Origin of the sequence: Streptomyces sp. NPDC055962 (assembly GCF_042270185.1) — a bacterium.
Classification (GTDB): Bacteria; Actinomycetota; Actinomycetes; order Streptomycetales; family Streptomycetaceae; genus Streptomyces.
Genome location: NZ_JBHJYN010000007.1, coordinates 1 through 16,052, shown reverse-complemented (window position 1 = coordinate 16,052; position 16,052 = coordinate 1). Strand labels below are relative to the sequence as shown.

At 72.6% G+C, this 16,052-nt stretch carries 14 protein-coding genes; 4 read left to right on the top strand and 10 right to left on the bottom strand.

Going from position 1 to position 16,052, the window contains the following annotated elements; translation table 11 throughout:
* Positions 1 to 92 precede the first annotated feature (92 nt).
* The gene (locus ACFC51_RS20735; protein WP_376530105.1) at positions 93 to 1,346 is read right to left on the bottom strand and encodes an RNA polymerase sigma factor; all 1,254 of its coding nucleotides are present in this window, start codon (positions 1,344 to 1,346) and stop codon (positions 93 to 95) included.
* The gene (locus ACFC51_RS20730; protein ID WP_376368728.1) at positions 1,343 to 1,705 is read right to left on the bottom strand and encodes a YciI family protein; all 363 of its coding nucleotides are present in this window, start codon (positions 1,703 to 1,705) and stop codon (positions 1,343 to 1,345) included. Before ACFC51_RS20730 ends, ACFC51_RS20735 begins: the two co-directional genes overlap by 4 nt.
* Before the next feature lie 633 nt (positions 1,706 to 2,338).
* Here ACFC51_RS20730 and ACFC51_RS20725 point away from each other — a divergent pair.
* Positions 2,339 to 3,061, top strand: coding sequence for a M23 family metallopeptidase (locus tag ACFC51_RS20725; RefSeq protein ID WP_376368621.1), 723 nt, complete (start codon positions 2,339 to 2,341; stop codon positions 3,059 to 3,061).
* A 22-nt stretch (positions 3,062 to 3,083) separates the two neighbouring features.
* Here ACFC51_RS20725 and ACFC51_RS20720 read toward each other — a convergent pair whose 3' ends face one another.
* Positions 3,084 to 3,671 (bottom strand): TetR/AcrR family transcriptional regulator, encoded by a 588-nt coding sequence (locus ACFC51_RS20720; RefSeq protein WP_376530103.1) that lies wholly within the window; start codon positions 3,669 to 3,671, stop codon positions 3,084 to 3,086.
* Between the two features lie 151 nt (positions 3,672 to 3,822).
* Here ACFC51_RS20720 and ACFC51_RS20715 point away from each other — a divergent pair, with 151 nt between their 5' ends.
* Positions 3,823 to 5,418 carry an MDR family MFS transporter gene (locus ACFC51_RS20715; protein ID WP_376368619.1) on the top strand — a complete coding sequence of 532 codons (1,596 nt, stop codon included), beginning with the start codon at positions 3,823 to 3,825 and terminating at the stop codon, positions 5,416 to 5,418.
* A 134-nt stretch (positions 5,419 to 5,552) separates the two neighbouring features.
* On the opposite strand, the gene cseC is transcribed toward ACFC51_RS20715, so the two are convergent.
* The 5 genes from cseC to ACFC51_RS20690 all read right to left on the bottom strand — a co-directional run bounded on the left by cseC (position 5,553) and on the right by ACFC51_RS20690 (position 9,950).
* Complete coding sequence (gene cseC / locus ACFC51_RS20710) at positions 5,553 to 6,878, bottom strand: two-component system sensor histidine kinase CseC (RefSeq protein WP_376368618.1); 1,326 nt, start codon at positions 6,876 to 6,878, stop codon at positions 5,553 to 5,555.
* Complete coding sequence (gene cseB, locus ACFC51_RS20705; RefSeq protein WP_376368617.1) at positions 6,875 to 7,585, bottom strand: two-component system response regulator CseB; 711 nt, start codon at positions 7,583 to 7,585, stop codon at positions 6,875 to 6,877. Before cseB ends, cseC begins: the two co-directional genes overlap by 4 nt.
* An 11-nt stretch (positions 7,586 to 7,596) precedes the next feature.
* The gene (locus ACFC51_RS20700) at positions 7,597 to 8,238 is read right to left on the bottom strand and encodes a hypothetical protein (RefSeq protein WP_376530101.1); all 642 of its coding nucleotides are present in this window, start codon (positions 8,236 to 8,238) and stop codon (positions 7,597 to 7,599) included.
* A gap of 41 nt (positions 8,239 to 8,279) precedes the next feature.
* Positions 8,280 to 8,864: a SigE family RNA polymerase sigma factor gene (locus ACFC51_RS20695; RefSeq protein ID WP_376368615.1), complete on the bottom strand. Its 585-nt coding sequence runs from the start codon at positions 8,862 to 8,864 to the stop codon at positions 8,280 to 8,282.
* Positions 8,865 to 9,047: 183 nt separating this feature from the next.
* Positions 9,048 to 9,950, bottom strand: coding sequence for an A/G-specific adenine glycosylase (locus tag ACFC51_RS20690; protein WP_376530098.1), 903 nt, complete (start codon positions 9,948 to 9,950; stop codon positions 9,048 to 9,050).
* A 261-nt stretch (positions 9,951 to 10,211) separates the two neighbouring features.
* Between ACFC51_RS20690 and ACFC51_RS20685 the strand changes: the two genes are divergently transcribed.
* Positions 10,212 to 11,057, top strand: coding sequence for a hypothetical protein (locus ACFC51_RS20685; RefSeq protein ID WP_376530401.1), 846 nt, complete (start codon positions 10,212 to 10,214; stop codon positions 11,055 to 11,057).
* A gap of 300 nt (positions 11,058 to 11,357) precedes the next feature.
* On the opposite strand, the gene disA is transcribed toward ACFC51_RS20685, so the two are convergent.
* Together disA and radA are read right to left on the bottom strand one after the other, a co-directional pair.
* Positions 11,358 to 12,482 carry a DNA integrity scanning diadenylate cyclase DisA gene (gene disA / locus ACFC51_RS20680; protein ID WP_376368613.1) on the bottom strand — a complete coding sequence of 375 codons (1,125 nt, stop codon included), beginning with the start codon at positions 12,480 to 12,482 and terminating at the stop codon, positions 11,358 to 11,360.
* Between the two features lie 80 nt (positions 12,483 to 12,562).
* On the bottom strand, positions 12,563 to 13,975 hold the full coding sequence (radA, locus tag ACFC51_RS20675) for a DNA repair protein RadA (protein WP_376368612.1): 1,413 nt from the start codon (positions 13,973 to 13,975) through the stop codon (positions 12,563 to 12,565).
* Positions 13,976 to 14,110: 135 nt separating this feature from the next.
* Between radA and ACFC51_RS20670 the strand changes: the two genes are divergently transcribed.
* Positions 14,111 to 15,955, top strand: coding sequence for a hypothetical protein (locus ACFC51_RS20670; protein ID WP_376530095.1), 1,845 nt, complete (start codon positions 14,111 to 14,113; stop codon positions 15,953 to 15,955).
* The last annotated feature ends 97 nt before the right edge of the window (positions 15,956 to 16,052 follow it).

Sequence of the window (16,052 nt, the reverse complement as noted above, 5' to 3'; positions counted from 1 at the left end):
CGGAGCCCCGGAGCCCCGGCGAGGCGGACACGAGGGTGGGACCGGCGTCCGTCGCCCGGGAGGAGGTGTCGGGGGTGAGGCGGGTGAGCTGGTCAGTCCTGTCCGGGGGTGAGACGCGCCGCGCGGGAGCTGAGGTGGCGTCGCTCCGGAGTGCTGCTGGTGCGTCGGGCCGCCTCGCGGTAGGCGTGGGCCGCCGCGTCGTGGTCGCCGAGTTGTTCCAGGAGGTGGGCGCGGACCGCGAGCAGGCGGTGGTGGTGTGCTGTGCGCCGGTCGGCGTCCAGGGTGGTCAGCAGGTCGAGCCCGGCGGCGGGGCCGTGCACCATCGCCACGGCGACCGCGCGGTTGAGGGTGACCACCGGGTTCGGCGCGAGGTGTTCCAGCAGGCTGTACAGGGCGAGGATCTGCGGCCAGTCGGTGGCGTCGGCGTGCCCGGCCTCGTCGTGGACGGCGGCGATCGCCGCCTGCAGCTGGTACGGGCCGACCTGTCCCCTGGGCAGGGTGCTGCTGATCAGGGCGACGCCCTCCGTGAGGAGCCGGCGGTCCCAGAGGGAGCGGTCCTGCTCGGCCAGAGGAACCAGGGTGCCGTCGGGTCCGGTGCGGGCGGCGCGGCGTGCGTCGGTGAGCAGCATCAGGGCCAGCAGCCCGGCCGTCTCGGCGTGGTCGGGCGTCAGGTGGCGCAGGAGCCGGGTGAGCCTGATCGCCTCGGTCGACAGGGCCGGTGCGGTCAGGTCGGGGCCGGCGGTGGCGGTGTAGCCCTCGTTGAAGACGAGGTACAGCACATGGAGGACCGCCTCAAGGCCTTCGGCCAGGTCGGCCGCCTGCGGCAGGCGCAGCGGCGTCGCGGAGTTCCTGATGGTCTGCTTGGCGCGGCTGATGCGCTGGGCCATGGTCGCCTCGGGCACCAGGAAGGCTGCGGCGATCTGTGCGGTGGTCAGGCCCCCGACCGCGCGCAGGGTCAGGGCGATCCGGCTGGGCTCCGACAGCGCCGGATGGCAGCACAGGAGCAGCAGCGCCAGGGAGTCGTCCCGGTCGGCGTCCGACTCGGCGTCCGCGGCGCGGCTCAGCAACTCGGCCTGGGGGGTGGCGAGGGCGATGCGGTCCTCACGCCGGCGGCGCGCCCGCTCACTGCGCACCTGGTCGGCCAGCCGCCGGGAGGCGACGGTGACGAGCCACCCCCGGGGGTGGTCCGGCAGTCCCTCGGCGGGCCATTGCAGGGCGGCCGCGAGCAGGGCCTCCTGGACGGCGTCCTCGCAGGTGTCGAAGGCGCCGTAGCGGCGGACGAGCGTGCCGAGGACCTGCGGCGCCAGTTCGCGCAGCAGGTCCTCGACGTCGGGTTCCCCGCTCACAGGTCCGTGGCGGCGTCGTGCAGGACCGGCCAGAGCTCGACCGGATCGGTGTCCGCGAAGGGCATGTCGGCGGCGATCTCCTGTGCACGCTCCAGGGACTCGCAGTCCAGCATGTAGAAGCTGGCGAGGTACTCCTTGGTCTCCAGGTACGGGCCGTCGGTGACCGCCGGGGCGCCGTCCTTGCGGCGCACCAGCTGTGCGTTGGCCGCGTCCGCCAGACCGTAGGCGCCGAGCAGTTCACCGCTGGCGCGGTACTTCTTGTTGAACGCGTCCTGCCGGGCGATCGCCTCGGGCCAGGCGTCGGCCGGGAAGGAGTCCCACTTGGCCTGGTTGCCGTAGATCATCGCGACGTACTTCATCAGGTGTCCCCTTGTCCTGCGCACCCCTTCGGCGCGCTTCCACCGTTCAGTCGGAGCCGCGTACGCCTTCTCGACATCCGTCACGAAGAACTTTCCTCGGCCTCCCCTCCGGGCCGCACCACCGGGATGGCCGGCCCGTGCGGCCCTCCGGGACACCTCGGCCGGGCCGTCGGCGGCTCCCCCGGCCTGCCGAGCGGATGGCCGCCCGTGCGGGCGTCCGCAGGGCCGCCGGGCCGAAGGTCCCGAAACGGACAGGCTTCGTGCCCACCGGCGGTGACAAGGCGCACAGGCCCTTTCGAGCCTACTAGGGGCGTTAGGAGCGGCGGGGGAGACCGGTGGAAGGACCTTCGGCCCGCTTCGGATGAGGCTTTTGGTGTTTAGGGCGTTATGTCCGTGATGCAGGGCTGTGTACAGGAAGGATGCGTTTGGGGATGGGACTGAACCCGCATCGCACCCGTGGTCCGCACGATCGTCCGGCGGTGTCCGGGCGGCCGCCTGTGGATAATTCCTGACCGTTCAACTACGGCTTTTGGTCGTAGATGGGGTGTTTGAGTGTTCCGGGGGGTGCGGGTTACCAAGGTGGAGCAAGCCCGGTCGAGCACCGGGTCCAGTCACCCCGGAGGTACTCACCGCATGTCGAAGCGCGTTACGTTCCAGCACTCCCGCCGCCCGTCCGTGTCCCGCGTCAGTGGCGCCGTCGTGGCCGCCGGCCTGGGTGCGTCGATGGTGTTCGGCGCGGGCGCGGCGTTCGCGTCCGGCACGACGGGCACCGCGGACACCGCGGCCCTCGCCGGCGCGGCGACCGCCAGTTCCGTCTCCCAGCAGGCGACGGCGCAGAGCAAGGCCGCCGCCCAGGCGAAGGCCGACAAGGCCGAGAAGGCCGATGCGAAGAAGAAGGCGGCCGCGAAGAAGAAGGCCGCCGCCAAGAAGAAGGCCGCCTCGTGGGAGGCCCCGGTCAGCCACTACGAGCTGAGCGCCACCTACGGCACCGGCGGTGACCGCTGGGCCCACAAGCACTCGGGCCAGGACTTCGCGGTGCCGATCGGCACCAAGGTCGAGGCCGCGCACACCGGCCGGGTCGTCAAGGCCGGCCCGAACGGCGGCGGCGACGGTCCCGCGTACGGCAACGCCATCGTGATCAAGCACGCCAACGGCAAGTACTCGCAGTACGCGCACCTGTCGAAGATCGAGGTCAAGGTCGGCGACCGCGTGAAGACGGGCGACAAGATCGCCCTGTCCGGCAACACCGGTAACTCCAGCGGTCCCCACCTGCACTTCGAGATCCGGACCTCGCCGAACTACGGTTCCGCGCTGGACCCGGTCTCGTACCTCAAGACCGTGCACGTCAAGGTCTGACGCGCGCACCCTCCCGCAGCCGCTAGGCGGCTGCGGTCCCCGGGTCATGGGCCCGGGTCACCAGCTCGATGGCGACCTCGAGAGCAGCCTTGCGCTTCTCCTCGGGGTCGCCTTCGGCGTCTCTGAGGGCCATCATCCCGGCGTGCATCGTGAAGAGGGCGCTGAAGCAGCGCACCTGGTCGGTGAGCGGGGCGTCGGGATCCTTGATCAGGTCGACCAGGGCGATGACCCGGTGCTTGATGGTGTGGCCGATGCTCAGCTCCCGCACCGTCGCCTGGTTCTCCTGCATGAAGACGAAGAGCGGTTCGGCGGCCTTGAGCGCCTCGCTGTAGCGCACGAGGATCTCGACCTTCGTCTCCAGGGTGCGCGGCTGCCCCTCGCCCCACTCCAGGAGGGCTTCGACGGGCCGGTTCAGGTCCTCGAAGATGCTGACGAGGATGTCTTCCTTGGTCTTGAAGTGGTAGTACAGCGCCGCCTTGGTGACCTGCAGGTGCTCGGCGATCTCGCGGAGCGAGGTCTTCTCGTACCCCTGCTCGGCGAAGAGATCCAGGGCGACGTCCTGAATGCGCTGGCGGGTGTTTCCCCGGCGCGGCTGCGGCGTGCTGCCCATGCGACTCTCCCAAGAACTTACTTGACGCCCGGCTAGTTACGGGTCTACTTTCCTCAGTGTAGTCAACTAGCCGGGCGGCAAGTAAGTGTCTGTTCGGTGGCGGACCAGGCACTCGGCCGAACAGATGTCCAGGGGATCAGGGGAGCGCGACATGACGGAACTGAAGAAGGCGGCGGCCCGGCCGGCCGAACCACCGGCACGCAGTGTCAGGGTGGTCGTGCTCGCCCTGATGATCACGATGCTGCTGGCCATGCTCGACAACCTGATCGTCGGCACCGCGATGCCGACGATCGTCGGCGATCTGGGCGGCATGGAACATCTGTCCTGGGTGGTCACCGCCTACACCCTGGCCACTGCGGCCTCCACCCCCATCTGGGGCAAGCTCGGCGACCTGTACGGGCGCAAGGGCATCTTCCTCACGTCCATCGTGATCTTCCTGGTCGGCTCGGTGCTGAGCGGCATGGCCCAGGACATGGGCCAGCTGATCGGCTTCCGCGCGATCCAGGGACTCGGCGCGGGCGGCCTGATGGTCGGCGTCATGGCCATCCTCGGCGACCTGGTGCCGCCGCGGGAGCGCGGCAAGTACCAGGGCATGATGGCGGGCGTCATGGCGATCGCCATGATCGGCGGGCCGCTGGTCGGAGGAGTCATCACCGACCACCTCGGCTGGCGCTGGAGCTTCTACATCAACCTCCCGCTCGGCGCGATCGCCCTCGCCATGGTCACGGCGGTGCTCCACCTGCCCCGCAAGGAGCGGTCGACGGCCAGGATCGACTACCTGGGCGCCGCGCTCCTCACCGTGGGCATCACCGCGATCGTCCTGGTCACCACCTGGGGCGGTACGGAGTACGCCTGGGGCTCGGCCGTGATCATGGAGCTGATCGCACTCGGCGTCGCCTCGCTCGTCGGCTTCCTCTTCGTGGAGACGAAGGCCGCCGAACCGATCATGCCGCTGCACATCTTCCGTAGCCGCAACTTCAGCCTCATGTCCGTGATCGGCTTCATGGCCGGCTTCGTGATGTTCGGAGCGGTGCTCTTCCTCCCGCTGTACCAGCAGACGGTCCAGGGGGCGAACGCCACCAACTCCGGGCTGCTGCTCCTGCCGATGCTGCTGTCGATGATGATCGTCTCGCTGGTCGCCGGCCGGATCACCACGAGCACCGGCAAGTACAAGGTCTTCCCGATCCTGGGCAGCATCCTGATGGTGGCGGGCCTGTTCCTCCTCTCCACCATGGACACCGGCACCACGCGCTTCACCTCCGGCGTCTACATGGCGGTGCTCGGCGCGGGCATGGGATTCCTGATGCAGATCACGATGCTCGTCGCGCAGAACAGCGTCGAGCTCAAGGACATGGGCGTCGCCTCGTCCGCGACCACCCTCTTCCGCACGCTCGGCAGCTCCTTCGGAGTCGCGATCATGGGCGCGCTGTTCACCGGGCGGGTGCAGGACGAGATGGCGGCCCGCGGAGGCGGCGGGGCGACCGCCAAGTCGGCGCAGCTGGACGATGCGAGCCTGCGGCAGCTGCCCGCGGCGATGCGCGACGCCTACGAGTACGCCGTGGCCTCGGGGACGCACATCGCCTTCCTGGTGGGCGGCTCGGTCGCGGTGGTGGCCCTGCTGGCGGCGCTGTTCGTCAAGGAGGTCCCGCTGCGCGGCACGGCGAAGCCGGAGGCCGCCGCGGACGGCCCCGACGCGAGCACGTCCGCCGTCGCCCCCGGGGCGGCCAAGGAGTCGCAGGCCGTCTGAGCGGGCTCCCGGACGCGGGTGGGCCCCGGGGACAGGACGTCTCCCGGACGTGGGTGGGCCCCGGAGACAGGACGTCTCCGGGACGCGAGTGGGCCCCGGGGACAGGACGTCTCCGGGGCCCACCCTTTTTTTACTCAGTCCGTCCCCGCCTGCCGCAGGACCGGGAAGCTCCCGGTGTTCGTGGGCGCGTGCTCGGGCAGCCACAGCACCGCGACCGCCCCGCCCGTGCCGTCGGCGCCCCCGGCGGGCCCCGCGTTGCGGAAGGTCAGCCGGGCGCCCAGCACCCGCGCCTGCCCCGCGGCGATCGTCAGCCCCAGGCCGTGGCCGCGCCCCGACCTGTCGCTGCTCCCGGTACGGAACCGGCTCGGCCCCTCCCGCAGCAGCGCGTCGGGGAAACCGGGCCCGTGATCGCGGACCCGTACGACCCTGCCCTCGACGGTGACCTCGACCGGGCCCGCCCCGTGCTTGGCGGCGTTCCCCAGCAGATTGCCCAGGATGCGTTCGAGCCGCCGCGGGTCGGTGGAGACCCAGGACTCGTGCACCACCCGCACCGTGATCTCCGGGTCCAGCAGCCGGACCCGGCGCCCGACGAATTCGCCGAGGGGCAGCTCCTGCAGCTCCGCCCGCTCCGACGCGCTGTCCAGCCGGGCCACCTCCAGGACGTCCTCGACCAGTGTCCGCATCGCCTGCGCCCGGTCCCGTACGAGCTCGGTGGGGCGCCCCGGGGGCAGCAGCTCGGCCGCGGTCAGCAGTCCGGTCACCGGGGTGCGCAGCTCATGGGCGATGTCCGCGGTGACCCGGCGCTCCGCCTCGATCCGCTCGTTCAGCGCGTCCGTGAGGGCGTCCACGGCCCGGGCCAGCTCGTCGGTCTCGTCCCGTACGACCCCGCCGACGGCCTCCCGCACCCGTACCTCGGTGTTGCCCTGGGCCACCTTGCCGGCGGCGGCCGCCGCCTTGCGCAGTCTCCGGGACAGCTGGCCGCCGATCAGCACCCCCAGCGCGCAGCCGCCGAAGACGACCGAGACCGACCCGATGACCAGGGCACGGTCGAGGTCACCCATGATCGTGGCGCTGCGGTCGGCGAAGCGGGTGTGCAGGGACAGGACGTCGCCGTTGGCCAGGGGCACGGCCGCCCAGACGTCGGGCACCCCGTCGTCCGACTCGTCGACATGGGTGGCCCGCCGGTTGTCCCGTATCTGGTCCCGCAGGCTCTTCGGCAGCGACGGGTCGTTGATCTTGGAGCCGAACTTCGGCGAGGGTTTCTGGGTGTTCGTCGCCTCGTAGAGCCGCTGGGCGAAGAGCAGCCGTTCCAGCTGCACCTCGCGCGCGTTCTCCAGCATCGAGACGCGGGCGGCGTTGTGGACGACGAGGCTCAGCGCCAGCGCGATGAGCGCGCCGACGGCGGCGATCGCGATGCTGATCTTCCAGCGGACCCCGGTCCGCAGCGCCAGCCGCCTCATGCGCGGAGCTTGTAGCCGAAGCCGCGGACCGTCTCGATCCGGTCCTGTCCGATCTTGGTGCGCAGCCGCTGGACGTGGACGTCGACGACCCGGGTGTCCCCGCCCCAGCCGTAGTCCCAGACCCGCTCCAGGAGCCTGTCGCGGGAGAGCACCGTGCCGGGCGCCGCGGAGAATTCCAGCAGCAGCCGCATCTCCGTCGGTGTCAGGCCCACGTGCGAGCCCTTCCGGCGTACCTCCATGCCCTCGGTGTCGATCTCCACGTCGCCGAAGACCAGCACCCCGCCCGCCTCGTCCGGTGCCCCACCGTCCCCGGGGGGCGTGCCGCCCGTGCCCGCGGCGTGGCCGAAGCGCCGCAGGACGGCGCGGATCCGGGCGACGAGGACCGCTCCGTCGAACGGCTTCGTGACGTAGTCGTCGGCCCCGGCCTCCAGGCCGAGCACCACGTCGATCGAATCGGCCCGCGCCGACAGCATGATCACGGGCACGGTCGACTCGTCGCGGATGCGCCGGCAGAGACTGACGCCGTCCAGCCCGGGCACCATCACGTCCAGCAGCGCGATGTCCGGGCGGTCCGCCCGGAAGGCCTCCAGGCCCAGCAGGCCGTCGGGGACCGCCGTGACCGTGAAACCGACCCGCTCCAGTGCGAGCTGGGTGGCCTCACGGATGACGTCGTCGTCCTCGACGAAGAGGACATGGGTATCGGCCATGCGCGCGGCTCTCAGTTCTGCGTCGTCTGCGGTGCGGGGAGGTCGCCCTCCCCGCTGCCGACGGCCCGGTTGAAGTCGTTGTGCACCCGGTCGGTCTCGGTGAAACGGCCGGCGGTCCAGCGGTACGTGACGACGTCCTCGCCGGAGGGGTACGCGACCGAGTCCTTCGACCCGTACACCTGCGTCGTCACCACCAGGTCACCCCGGTCGATGGTGCCGTAGACCGCGGGCACCTCGGCGGCGAAGACGTTCTCGTACGAGCCGTCGCCGCGCTGCCGGTAGGCGTAGGTACCGACACCTACCGAATCGCCGCAGGTCATCACGTTGACCACGACGTCGGCCGCCGGGCCGTCGGTGAGCGTGCCGTACGAGGTGTCGACCGGGTACTCGTCGCCGGTGCAGGGCTTCAGGTCGTTCTTGAGCTGGCGGCTCACCTTCGGGTCGCTCTTCACGAGCATCACGGCGTCGACCCGCGGGGAGGGCTTGGCCGTCCCGGTGGGCGAGGCGCTCGACGGTGCGGCACGGGCGACCTGCTGGGTGGCGGCGGGGCCTTCGTCGCGGGTGCCCGTGCCCCCGGTGGAGCACCCTGCGCAGAACAGGCCGAAGGCGGCGAGCCCGGCCACCGCCGCGCTCCCCGCCACCGGACCGGCCACGGATCTCCCGCGGCCGGCGGTCGTGCTCCTCCTGCTGCCGGTCAGGCCGCGCACCGCTCCCGCTCCCGCTCGTCATGACGCCTGTCCGGCTGTGCCGGCACCCGCGCCGGTGCCACCTCGGCCTCACGGCTCCGTGCCGCGCGGTCCTCCAGCTCCTGGCGCAGACGTGCCAGGGCGCGGTGCAGCGTGCTCTTCACCGTACCGGCGGACATGCCGAGTGCCGCCGCGGTCTCCTCCGTGCTCATCTGCTCCCAGTGTCGCAGCACGACGACGCTGCGCTGCTTCGGAGCCAGCACTCCGAGGACGTCCATGAGCAGGGCGCGGTCCGCGCGCTGCTCGGTGCCGTCGTCGACGCTCGCGTCGGGGAGCTGCTCGGTGGGGACCTCGTCGAGCTTGCGGGCGCGCCACCACTCCGTGCGCGTGTTGATCATGACGCGGCGGAGATAGGCGTCGGCGAGGGACTTGTCGGCGATGCCGTCCCAGCGGCTCAGGGTCCGGACCAGGGCGGTCTGCAGCAGGTCCTGCGCGTCCACCGGATCGGGCACGAGCCGGCGGGCACTGCGCAGCAGCGCGTCCTGCCGGGTCCGTACGTACTCCTCGAAGCCGAGCACCTCGCCCTGCGCCATGACAACCGCCTCCGAACCCCGTGAATCCCCGTGCACCACCGTCGGCGGGATGGTCCCGTTCGCCGACGTCGGTGACGTTACGGAGGCGTTGTCACGAGGATGTGCGGAGCAGCCGTACGCGGACGCACGGCTGTCCATCGGTTGTGTAACAGCCGCTGGACAGCCCGGTCCGCCGGTGGGCCGTCAGGTCAGGGGCAGCCGGTACCGGCCGTTCGCCAACGGCTCGACCAGGCCGTCGGAGACGAGCCCGTCCAGGGCGCGCGCCCGCTGCACCGGCTCTTCCCACACCGAGTCCAGCGCGGACTGCGGCACCGGTGTGACCGCGTCGCGCAGCACCGCCAGCAGCCGTCCCCGCACCTGCCGGTCCGTGCCGGCGTAGGTCTGGCCGCGGCGGGGCGGACCCTGGTGGGCGGGCTTCCCGGCCAGCCGCCACGCGCACTGGCCGGCGATCGGGCAGCGCGTGCAGTCCTCGTTCTTCGCGGTGCACACGAGTGCGCCGAGCTCCATCGTGGCCGCCGCCCAGCGGGCGGCGCGCTCGTCCTCCTCGGGGAGCAGGGCGCGGGCGAGCTTCCGCTCGGCGGCGGTGGTCGCGTTCGGCGGGTACTGGATGCCGGTGGCGGCCCGGGCGAAGACCCGGCGGACGTTCGTGTCCAGCACGGCATGGCGCTGCCCGTACGCGAACGAGGCCACGGCCGCGGCCGTGTACTCCCCGATGCCGGGCAGTGCGAGCAACTGGCCGTGCTCGCTCGGCACGTCGCCCCCGTGGCGTTCCGTTATCGCCTGCGCGGCCCCGTGCAGCCGGAGAGCGCGCCGCGGGTAGCCGAGCCGGCCCCAGGCGCGGACCGCTTCGCCCGGCGCGTCGGCGGCCAGGTCGGCGGGGCGCGGCCAGCGGGCCATCCACTGTTCGTAGACCGGGAGGACTCGGTTCACCGGGGTCTGCTGCAGCATGAACTCGCTCACCATCACACCCCAGGCACCCGCTTCGGGGCGGCGCCAGGGCAGATCGCGGGCGTGCTGCTCGAACCACCCGATGACGGGGGCATGGAGGGAGGCGGGGGGCGTCTGTGTCGCAGTCGTGGCAGTCATCGCACCTACGATCCTGGCACGGAAGAGGGGGCGTCGGGCACGGTTGCGGGGGTGTCGGCCCGGCCGAGGGCTCTGGGGGTGATAACGCCACCCGTTCTGTCCCTTCGTACGGGGCGGACGATGTGTGATCCGGTGCAAAGCGGCTGGAAGCACCCATGAACGGCCGCTCCGTGATGATGATCCGGAAAACTTGTCGATCAGAGCGGCGGTTGGGGGCCGGAGTTGGCCTTGATCTCTCGTAGAGTTCGGGCCGTGGGATCTATGCGCAATCCGGTCGGGCCGCTTCCCTCCAGCATCTACTGGCGCAGGAGAGCAGTGGCGGTGCTGGTGATCGCGCTGCTCGCGGCCGTGATCGCGTGGGCCGTCACCTCAGGGGGCGGCAGCGGCGGCGGGAAGGACGACGGCAAGCCCGGCGAGTCCGCTCCCCCTCCGTCCATCACCCCCGGACCGTCGAGCTCCGGCCCGGTCGTCGGTCAACCCCCCGGCGGGCGCGACGAGTCGGACGACGCCGGCGCCGACGGCGGCTCCGGAGGGAGCGGCGGGGGCACCGGAACGGGCGGCGCGGCGGGATCGGCCGGCGCTGCCGGATCGTCCGGGTCATCCGGATCGGGCTCCGCGGGAGCGGGTGGCTCCGCGGCGGCGGGTACGGGAGCGGGCGGCGGTGACGGCGGAACGCCCGGCGAGCAGGTGCCGGCCGGTTCCTCGCTCCCCAACTGCACTCCTGCCGTACTCCAGTTGAGCCTGAAGACGGATCTCCGGTTCGGACCCGACGACGAGCCGACGTTCCGGCTGAGCGCCAGGAACACCTCGGCGGCCGACTGCAAGGCCGACTTCGGCCCGAAGAGCGCCGTACTCACGATCACCGAGGCCGGTGAGGACGACGAGCAGCTGTGGTCCTCGAAGGACTGCCCGAAGAACGGCGCCCTCTTCCTGAAGGTCCCTGCGGGAGCGACGATCGTCCACACCGTGGAGTGGGACCGCAAGGGGAGCGCGCCCCGGTGCGCGACACCGCCCACCGGCACCGCCGCCCCGGGGACGTATCTGCTGGAGGCGAAGGTCCCGGGCGAGACCGTCCAGCGGGCCTCGTTCGTCCTCGCCAAGGACTGACCTGCCGGAGCCGCCCCGCAGGGGTGCCTCGGACACGGGTCTGCCCGGAAGAGCCTTCCGGGGCAGACCCGTGCGGTCCGGAAGGGCACCGCGGCGGTGCTCCGGGCGTACGGGCGCGTACAGGCGTACGGCTCCGGACGTCCGCCCGGGACGTACGGCTCCGGTCGGCGCCTGCGCTCCGGGCGTACGGCTCCGGTCGGCGCCTGCGCTCCGGGCGTACGGCTCCGGTCGGCGCCTGCGCTCCGGGCGTACGGCTCCGGTCTGTGCCTGCGCTCCGGGCGTACGGCTCCGGCGGCCGCTCTAGACGTACCGTTCGAGGATCGACGACTCCGCCAGGCGCGAGAGCCCCTCGCGCACGCTCCGGGCCCGCGCCTCGCCGACCCCGTCCACGGCCTGGAGGTCGTCCACGCTCGCGGCGAGCAGCTTCTGCAGGCCGCCGAAGTGCTCCACCAGCCGCTCGATGATCGCCCCGGGCAGCCGCGGCACCTTCGCCAGCAGCCGGAAGCCCCGGGGGGAGACCGCGGAGTCCAGCGTCTCGGGTGAGCCGCTGTATCCCAGCGCCCGTGCCACCACGGGAAGTTCGAGCAGCTCGGTGTGGGTGAGCGTGTCCAGCTCGGCCAGCGCCTCCGCCACCGTGCGGGACCGCTTCGCGGTCGGCTCGGGCACGTAGTCGCGTACGACCAGCTCCCGCTCCGGCTCGACACCGGCGATCAGCTCGTCCAGCTGGAGCGACAGGAGCCTGCCGTCGGTGCCCAGCTCCACCACGTACTCGGCGATCTCGGTCGCGATCCGGCGCACCATCTCCAGCCGCTGGGAGACCGCCGTCACGTCCCGGACCGTCACCAGGTCCTCGATCTCCAGCGCGGAGAGGGTGCCGGCGACCTCGTCCAGCCTGAGCTTGTACCGCTCCAGGGTGGCGAGCGCCTGGTTGGCGCGGGACAGGATCGCGGAGGACTCCTCCAGGACCCTCCGCTCCCCGTCCACGTACAGCGCGATCAGCCGCATCGACTGGGAGACCGACACCACCGGGAAGCCGCAGGCCTTGGACACCCGGTCCGCGGTGCGGTGGCGGGTGCCCGTCTCCTCGGTGGGGATGGAGGCGTCCGGGACCAGCTGGACGCCGGCCCGGAGGATCTTGGTCATGTCCTTGTCGAGGATCATCGCGCCGTCCAGCTTGCACAGTTCGCGCAGGCGCGTCGCGGTGAACTCCACGTCGAGGACGAAACCGCCGGTACACATGGATTCGACGGTCCTGTCCATGCCGAGGACGATCAGGCCGCCGGTGTTGCCACGGAGGATGCGCTCCAGGCCGTCACGGAGCGCCGTCCCGGGCGCGACCGCGCTCAACGAGGCGCGCATCAGCGCCTCGTTCCCCGTGCCTTGGCCGGACTTTCCGGGCGATGCTGCCCGGTCGTTGGCTGCCACTGCACTCCTCCGGTCACAGGTTTGCGGTGCCCTTGCGTCCCTCATACCGTTCGTACGGGCGGGCGAGACCAGGGCAAAGTCTACCGGCGTGCGCCGTCCTCCTGTGGTCCGTCCGGCCGAGACCGGCGGGGGAGGACTCTCAGGGCGTCGCCCATGTCGGCCACTTCCGTGACCTTCATACCGGCCGGGACCTGTCCCGGGTCCCTCGGGACCAGGGCGTGCTTGAACCCGAGACGGTACGCCTCCGCGAGCCTGCGCTGGACCCCCGTGACCCTTCTGACCTCGCCCGCGAGGCCCACTTCACCGATCGCGACCAGGTTCTTCGGCAGCGGTGTGTCGCTGGCCGCACTGGCCAGGGCCAGGGCGATCGCGAGGTCCGCGGCCGGCTCGGTGAGCTTCACGCCGCCCACCGTCGCGCTGTAGATGTCCCGCTTGCCGAGCGCGCTGATCCGGCCGCGCTGTTCGAGAACGGCCAGCATCATCGAGACCCGGGAGGTCTCCAGGCCCGAGGTGGTGCGCCGGGGGGAGGGGATCTGGGAGTCGACCGTCAGCGCCTGGACCTCGGCGACCAGCGGGCGCTTGCCCTCCAGGGTGACCGTCAGGCAGGTGCCGGGTACGGGCTCGTCACGGCGGGTGAGGAAGAGCCCGGAGGGGTCGGCCAGGCCCGTGATGCCCTCGTCGTGCAGCTCGAAGCAGCCGACCTCGTCCGTGGCGCCGTAGCGGTTCTTGACGCCCCGTACGAGCCGGAGGCGGGCGTGCCGGTCGCCCTCGAAGGACAGCACCACGTCGACGAGGTGCTCCAGGAGCCGCGGTCCGGCGATCGCGCCGTCCTTGGTCACGTGGCCCACGAGGAGGGTCGACATGCCGCGCTCCTTCGAGGCGCGGATGAGTGCCCCCGCGACCTCGCGGACCTGCGCCATGCCGCCGGGCGCGCCGTCGATCTCCGGGGAGGCGACGGTCTGCACGGAGTCGAGGACGAGGAGGGACGGCTTGACCGCGTCCAGATGTCCGAGGACGGCGGAGAGGTCGGTCTCGGCGGCCAGGTACAGGTGGTCGTTGATCGCCTTGATGCGGTCGGCCCGCATCCGCACCTGGCTGGCGGACTCCTCGGCCGTGACGTACAGGGTGCGGTGGTCGTCGCTCGCGGCCTTGGCCGCCACGTCCAGCAGGAGGGTCGACTTGCCGACGCCGGGCTCTCCCGCCAGCAGCACCACGGCGCCGGGCACGAGCCCGCCGCCGAGCACACGGTCCAGCTCGCCGACCCCGGTCGAGCGCGCGGTCGCCTGCCGGCTGTCGACCTGGCCGATCGGCAGGGCTGCCGTGGAGACGCGGCCCGCCGCCGTCGTACGGACCGCGGGGGCGCCGCCGAACTCCTCGACCGTCCCCCAGGCCTGGCACTCCGGGCAGCGGCCGAGCCATTTGGCGGTCGTCCAGCCGCATTCGGTGCAGCGGTAGGACGGCCTGTCCTTCGCGGATTTCGTACGGGCAGCCATGGCGTCACCGTATAGGTGGGGTCCGACAGCACCGGCCGCGGGCACGGAGGTCGAACGTGCGGCCGATGCGGTATTTCCGTAGGAATACGGGATTCCTGTCCCCTTTGGAAGGAGACCGTCACTCGTAAGGATTAAATGCAGGAAAGTGCCGTCAGGGTTCCACCCGTATCTGCCTACGGTCGCCAGGTGACGAGCAGCAGGCTGGGGCCCCCCACGCACACCACCGGCGCACACCGGACGCACCGTCGCGAGGCCCGGCCTCCGGCGCAGCGTTCGTCCGCACGGTACGAGCCGTATCTCGACGGCCTGTTCACCTACTGCCTCTCCGTGCTCTGCGACCACGAGGCGGCCACCGAGGCGCTCGGCTCGGTCCTGGCGATCGCCGAACGGCATGACGGCCGGTGCCCCCAGGCCGAGGAGGAACGTAAATCCTGGCTGTACGCCCTGGCCAGGTGGGCCTGCCTGCGAGCGCTCACGGAGCAGCGGAGCGGCCGCCAGGCGCACCGCCGCCCGTCCGTCCGGCGGGGCGCCGCCCCGGGCGGGGAGGCCCCGGCGGCCGGCGGCCGGGGGGCGCACGGCACCCCGGAGGAAGCCGCGGGGTCCGCCGGCTCGCCGGAGTCCCCGGCGGCCGAGGCGCGCCGGCGCGAGCTCGCGCAGCTGGCCTGGCCCGAGGCCGCCGGCACCACCCCCGAGCAGCGGGAGGCGCTGGAGCTCGCCGTGCGCCACGGGCTCACGCCGCGTGCCGTCGCCGCCGTCCTCGGCCTCGACCCCGGCAGCGCCCGGGAGCTCCTGGCGGGTGCCGCCTGCGAGGTGGAGCGGACCCGTGCCGCCCTGGCCGTCGTGGAGAAGGGGGACTGCCCCACCGTCGCCCGGCTCACCGGCGCTCCCCGGGTGCTGCTCTCGGCGGCTCTGCGCCGCGAGCTCGTCCGGCACGTCGACGACTGTCCCCGCTGCCGCCGCGCCGCCGAGCGGGCCGGGGCCTCCGGGCCGTGGCCCGGCGCGACCGTCGCCCCGGCCGCCGTCCTGCCGGTCGTCGAAGCCCCCCGCCCCTCCGTGCGCGTCGCCCTGACGCAGGCCAGGCGGTCCCGGTCCGGTGCCCCGCGCTTCGGCCGGACCGGCTTCCCCCTGGATCCCAAGGACCGTGCCGCACGCCGGGACAGACTGCGCTCCCGGGTGGTGACGACGACGGTCGTGGCGACGGTCGTCGCCGCCCCGGTGATCGCACTGTGGGCCGCGTACCGGGGCGCGCCGCTGACCGGCGAGGGCCGGGACACCGCGGTCACCGCCTCGGACCTGGACGGCGAGCCCGGCGCCGACGGCGACCCGTACGGCCACTACGAGAACGCGGGCAACGCACGCCCCGACGACGACGGCGGTTTCACGGACGGTGTCCGGGGCCCGGACGTGTCGGCCGAGGTCGTCAGTGTCGGGCCCGGACCCGACGGGGACGCGCTCTCGGTCGCGGTCCGTCCGGGCCGGTCGGCCGGCCGTACGACGATCGTCCTGACCGCGACCGGTGACGAAGCCGTCGCCTGGTCGGCCCGGGTAGCCGCCCCGTGGCTGCGCCTCAGCCGTGCGTCCGGGACGCTCGCCCCCGGCAGGAGCACCACCCTCCACGTGTCCGTGATTTCCTCGGCCGAGCCGCGGGGGCCGTGGAGCGCCCGCGTCGTGCTCTCCCCGTCGGGGTCGGCGGTCGCGATCACGGGCTCCGGTGCCGCGGCTCCCGGCCCCGGGCACCCGAAGCCGTCACCGGATCCGTCGTCCGGCGCCCCGAGCCCCACGCCGTCCTCCCCGGCCCCGTCGACGGACCCCACCCCGGAGCCCACGGAATCCACCGGCCCGCCGGACCCGACACCCACACCGACCGATCAGCCGACGGAGACACCGGGCTCTCCCGGACCCACGCCCTCGCCGACCGGGGAGCCCACCGGGCCCGCTCCGTCGACGGACCCGGGCGAGCCGTCCGGACCGGCGGGCTGACAGGGAACGGCGGCCCGCTGCCCGCGGAGGAACTGCGGCCCGGAGCGCGACGGCGGCCCGGTGCTCGCGGCGGGACGCCTGTCCGCCGCGAGCACCG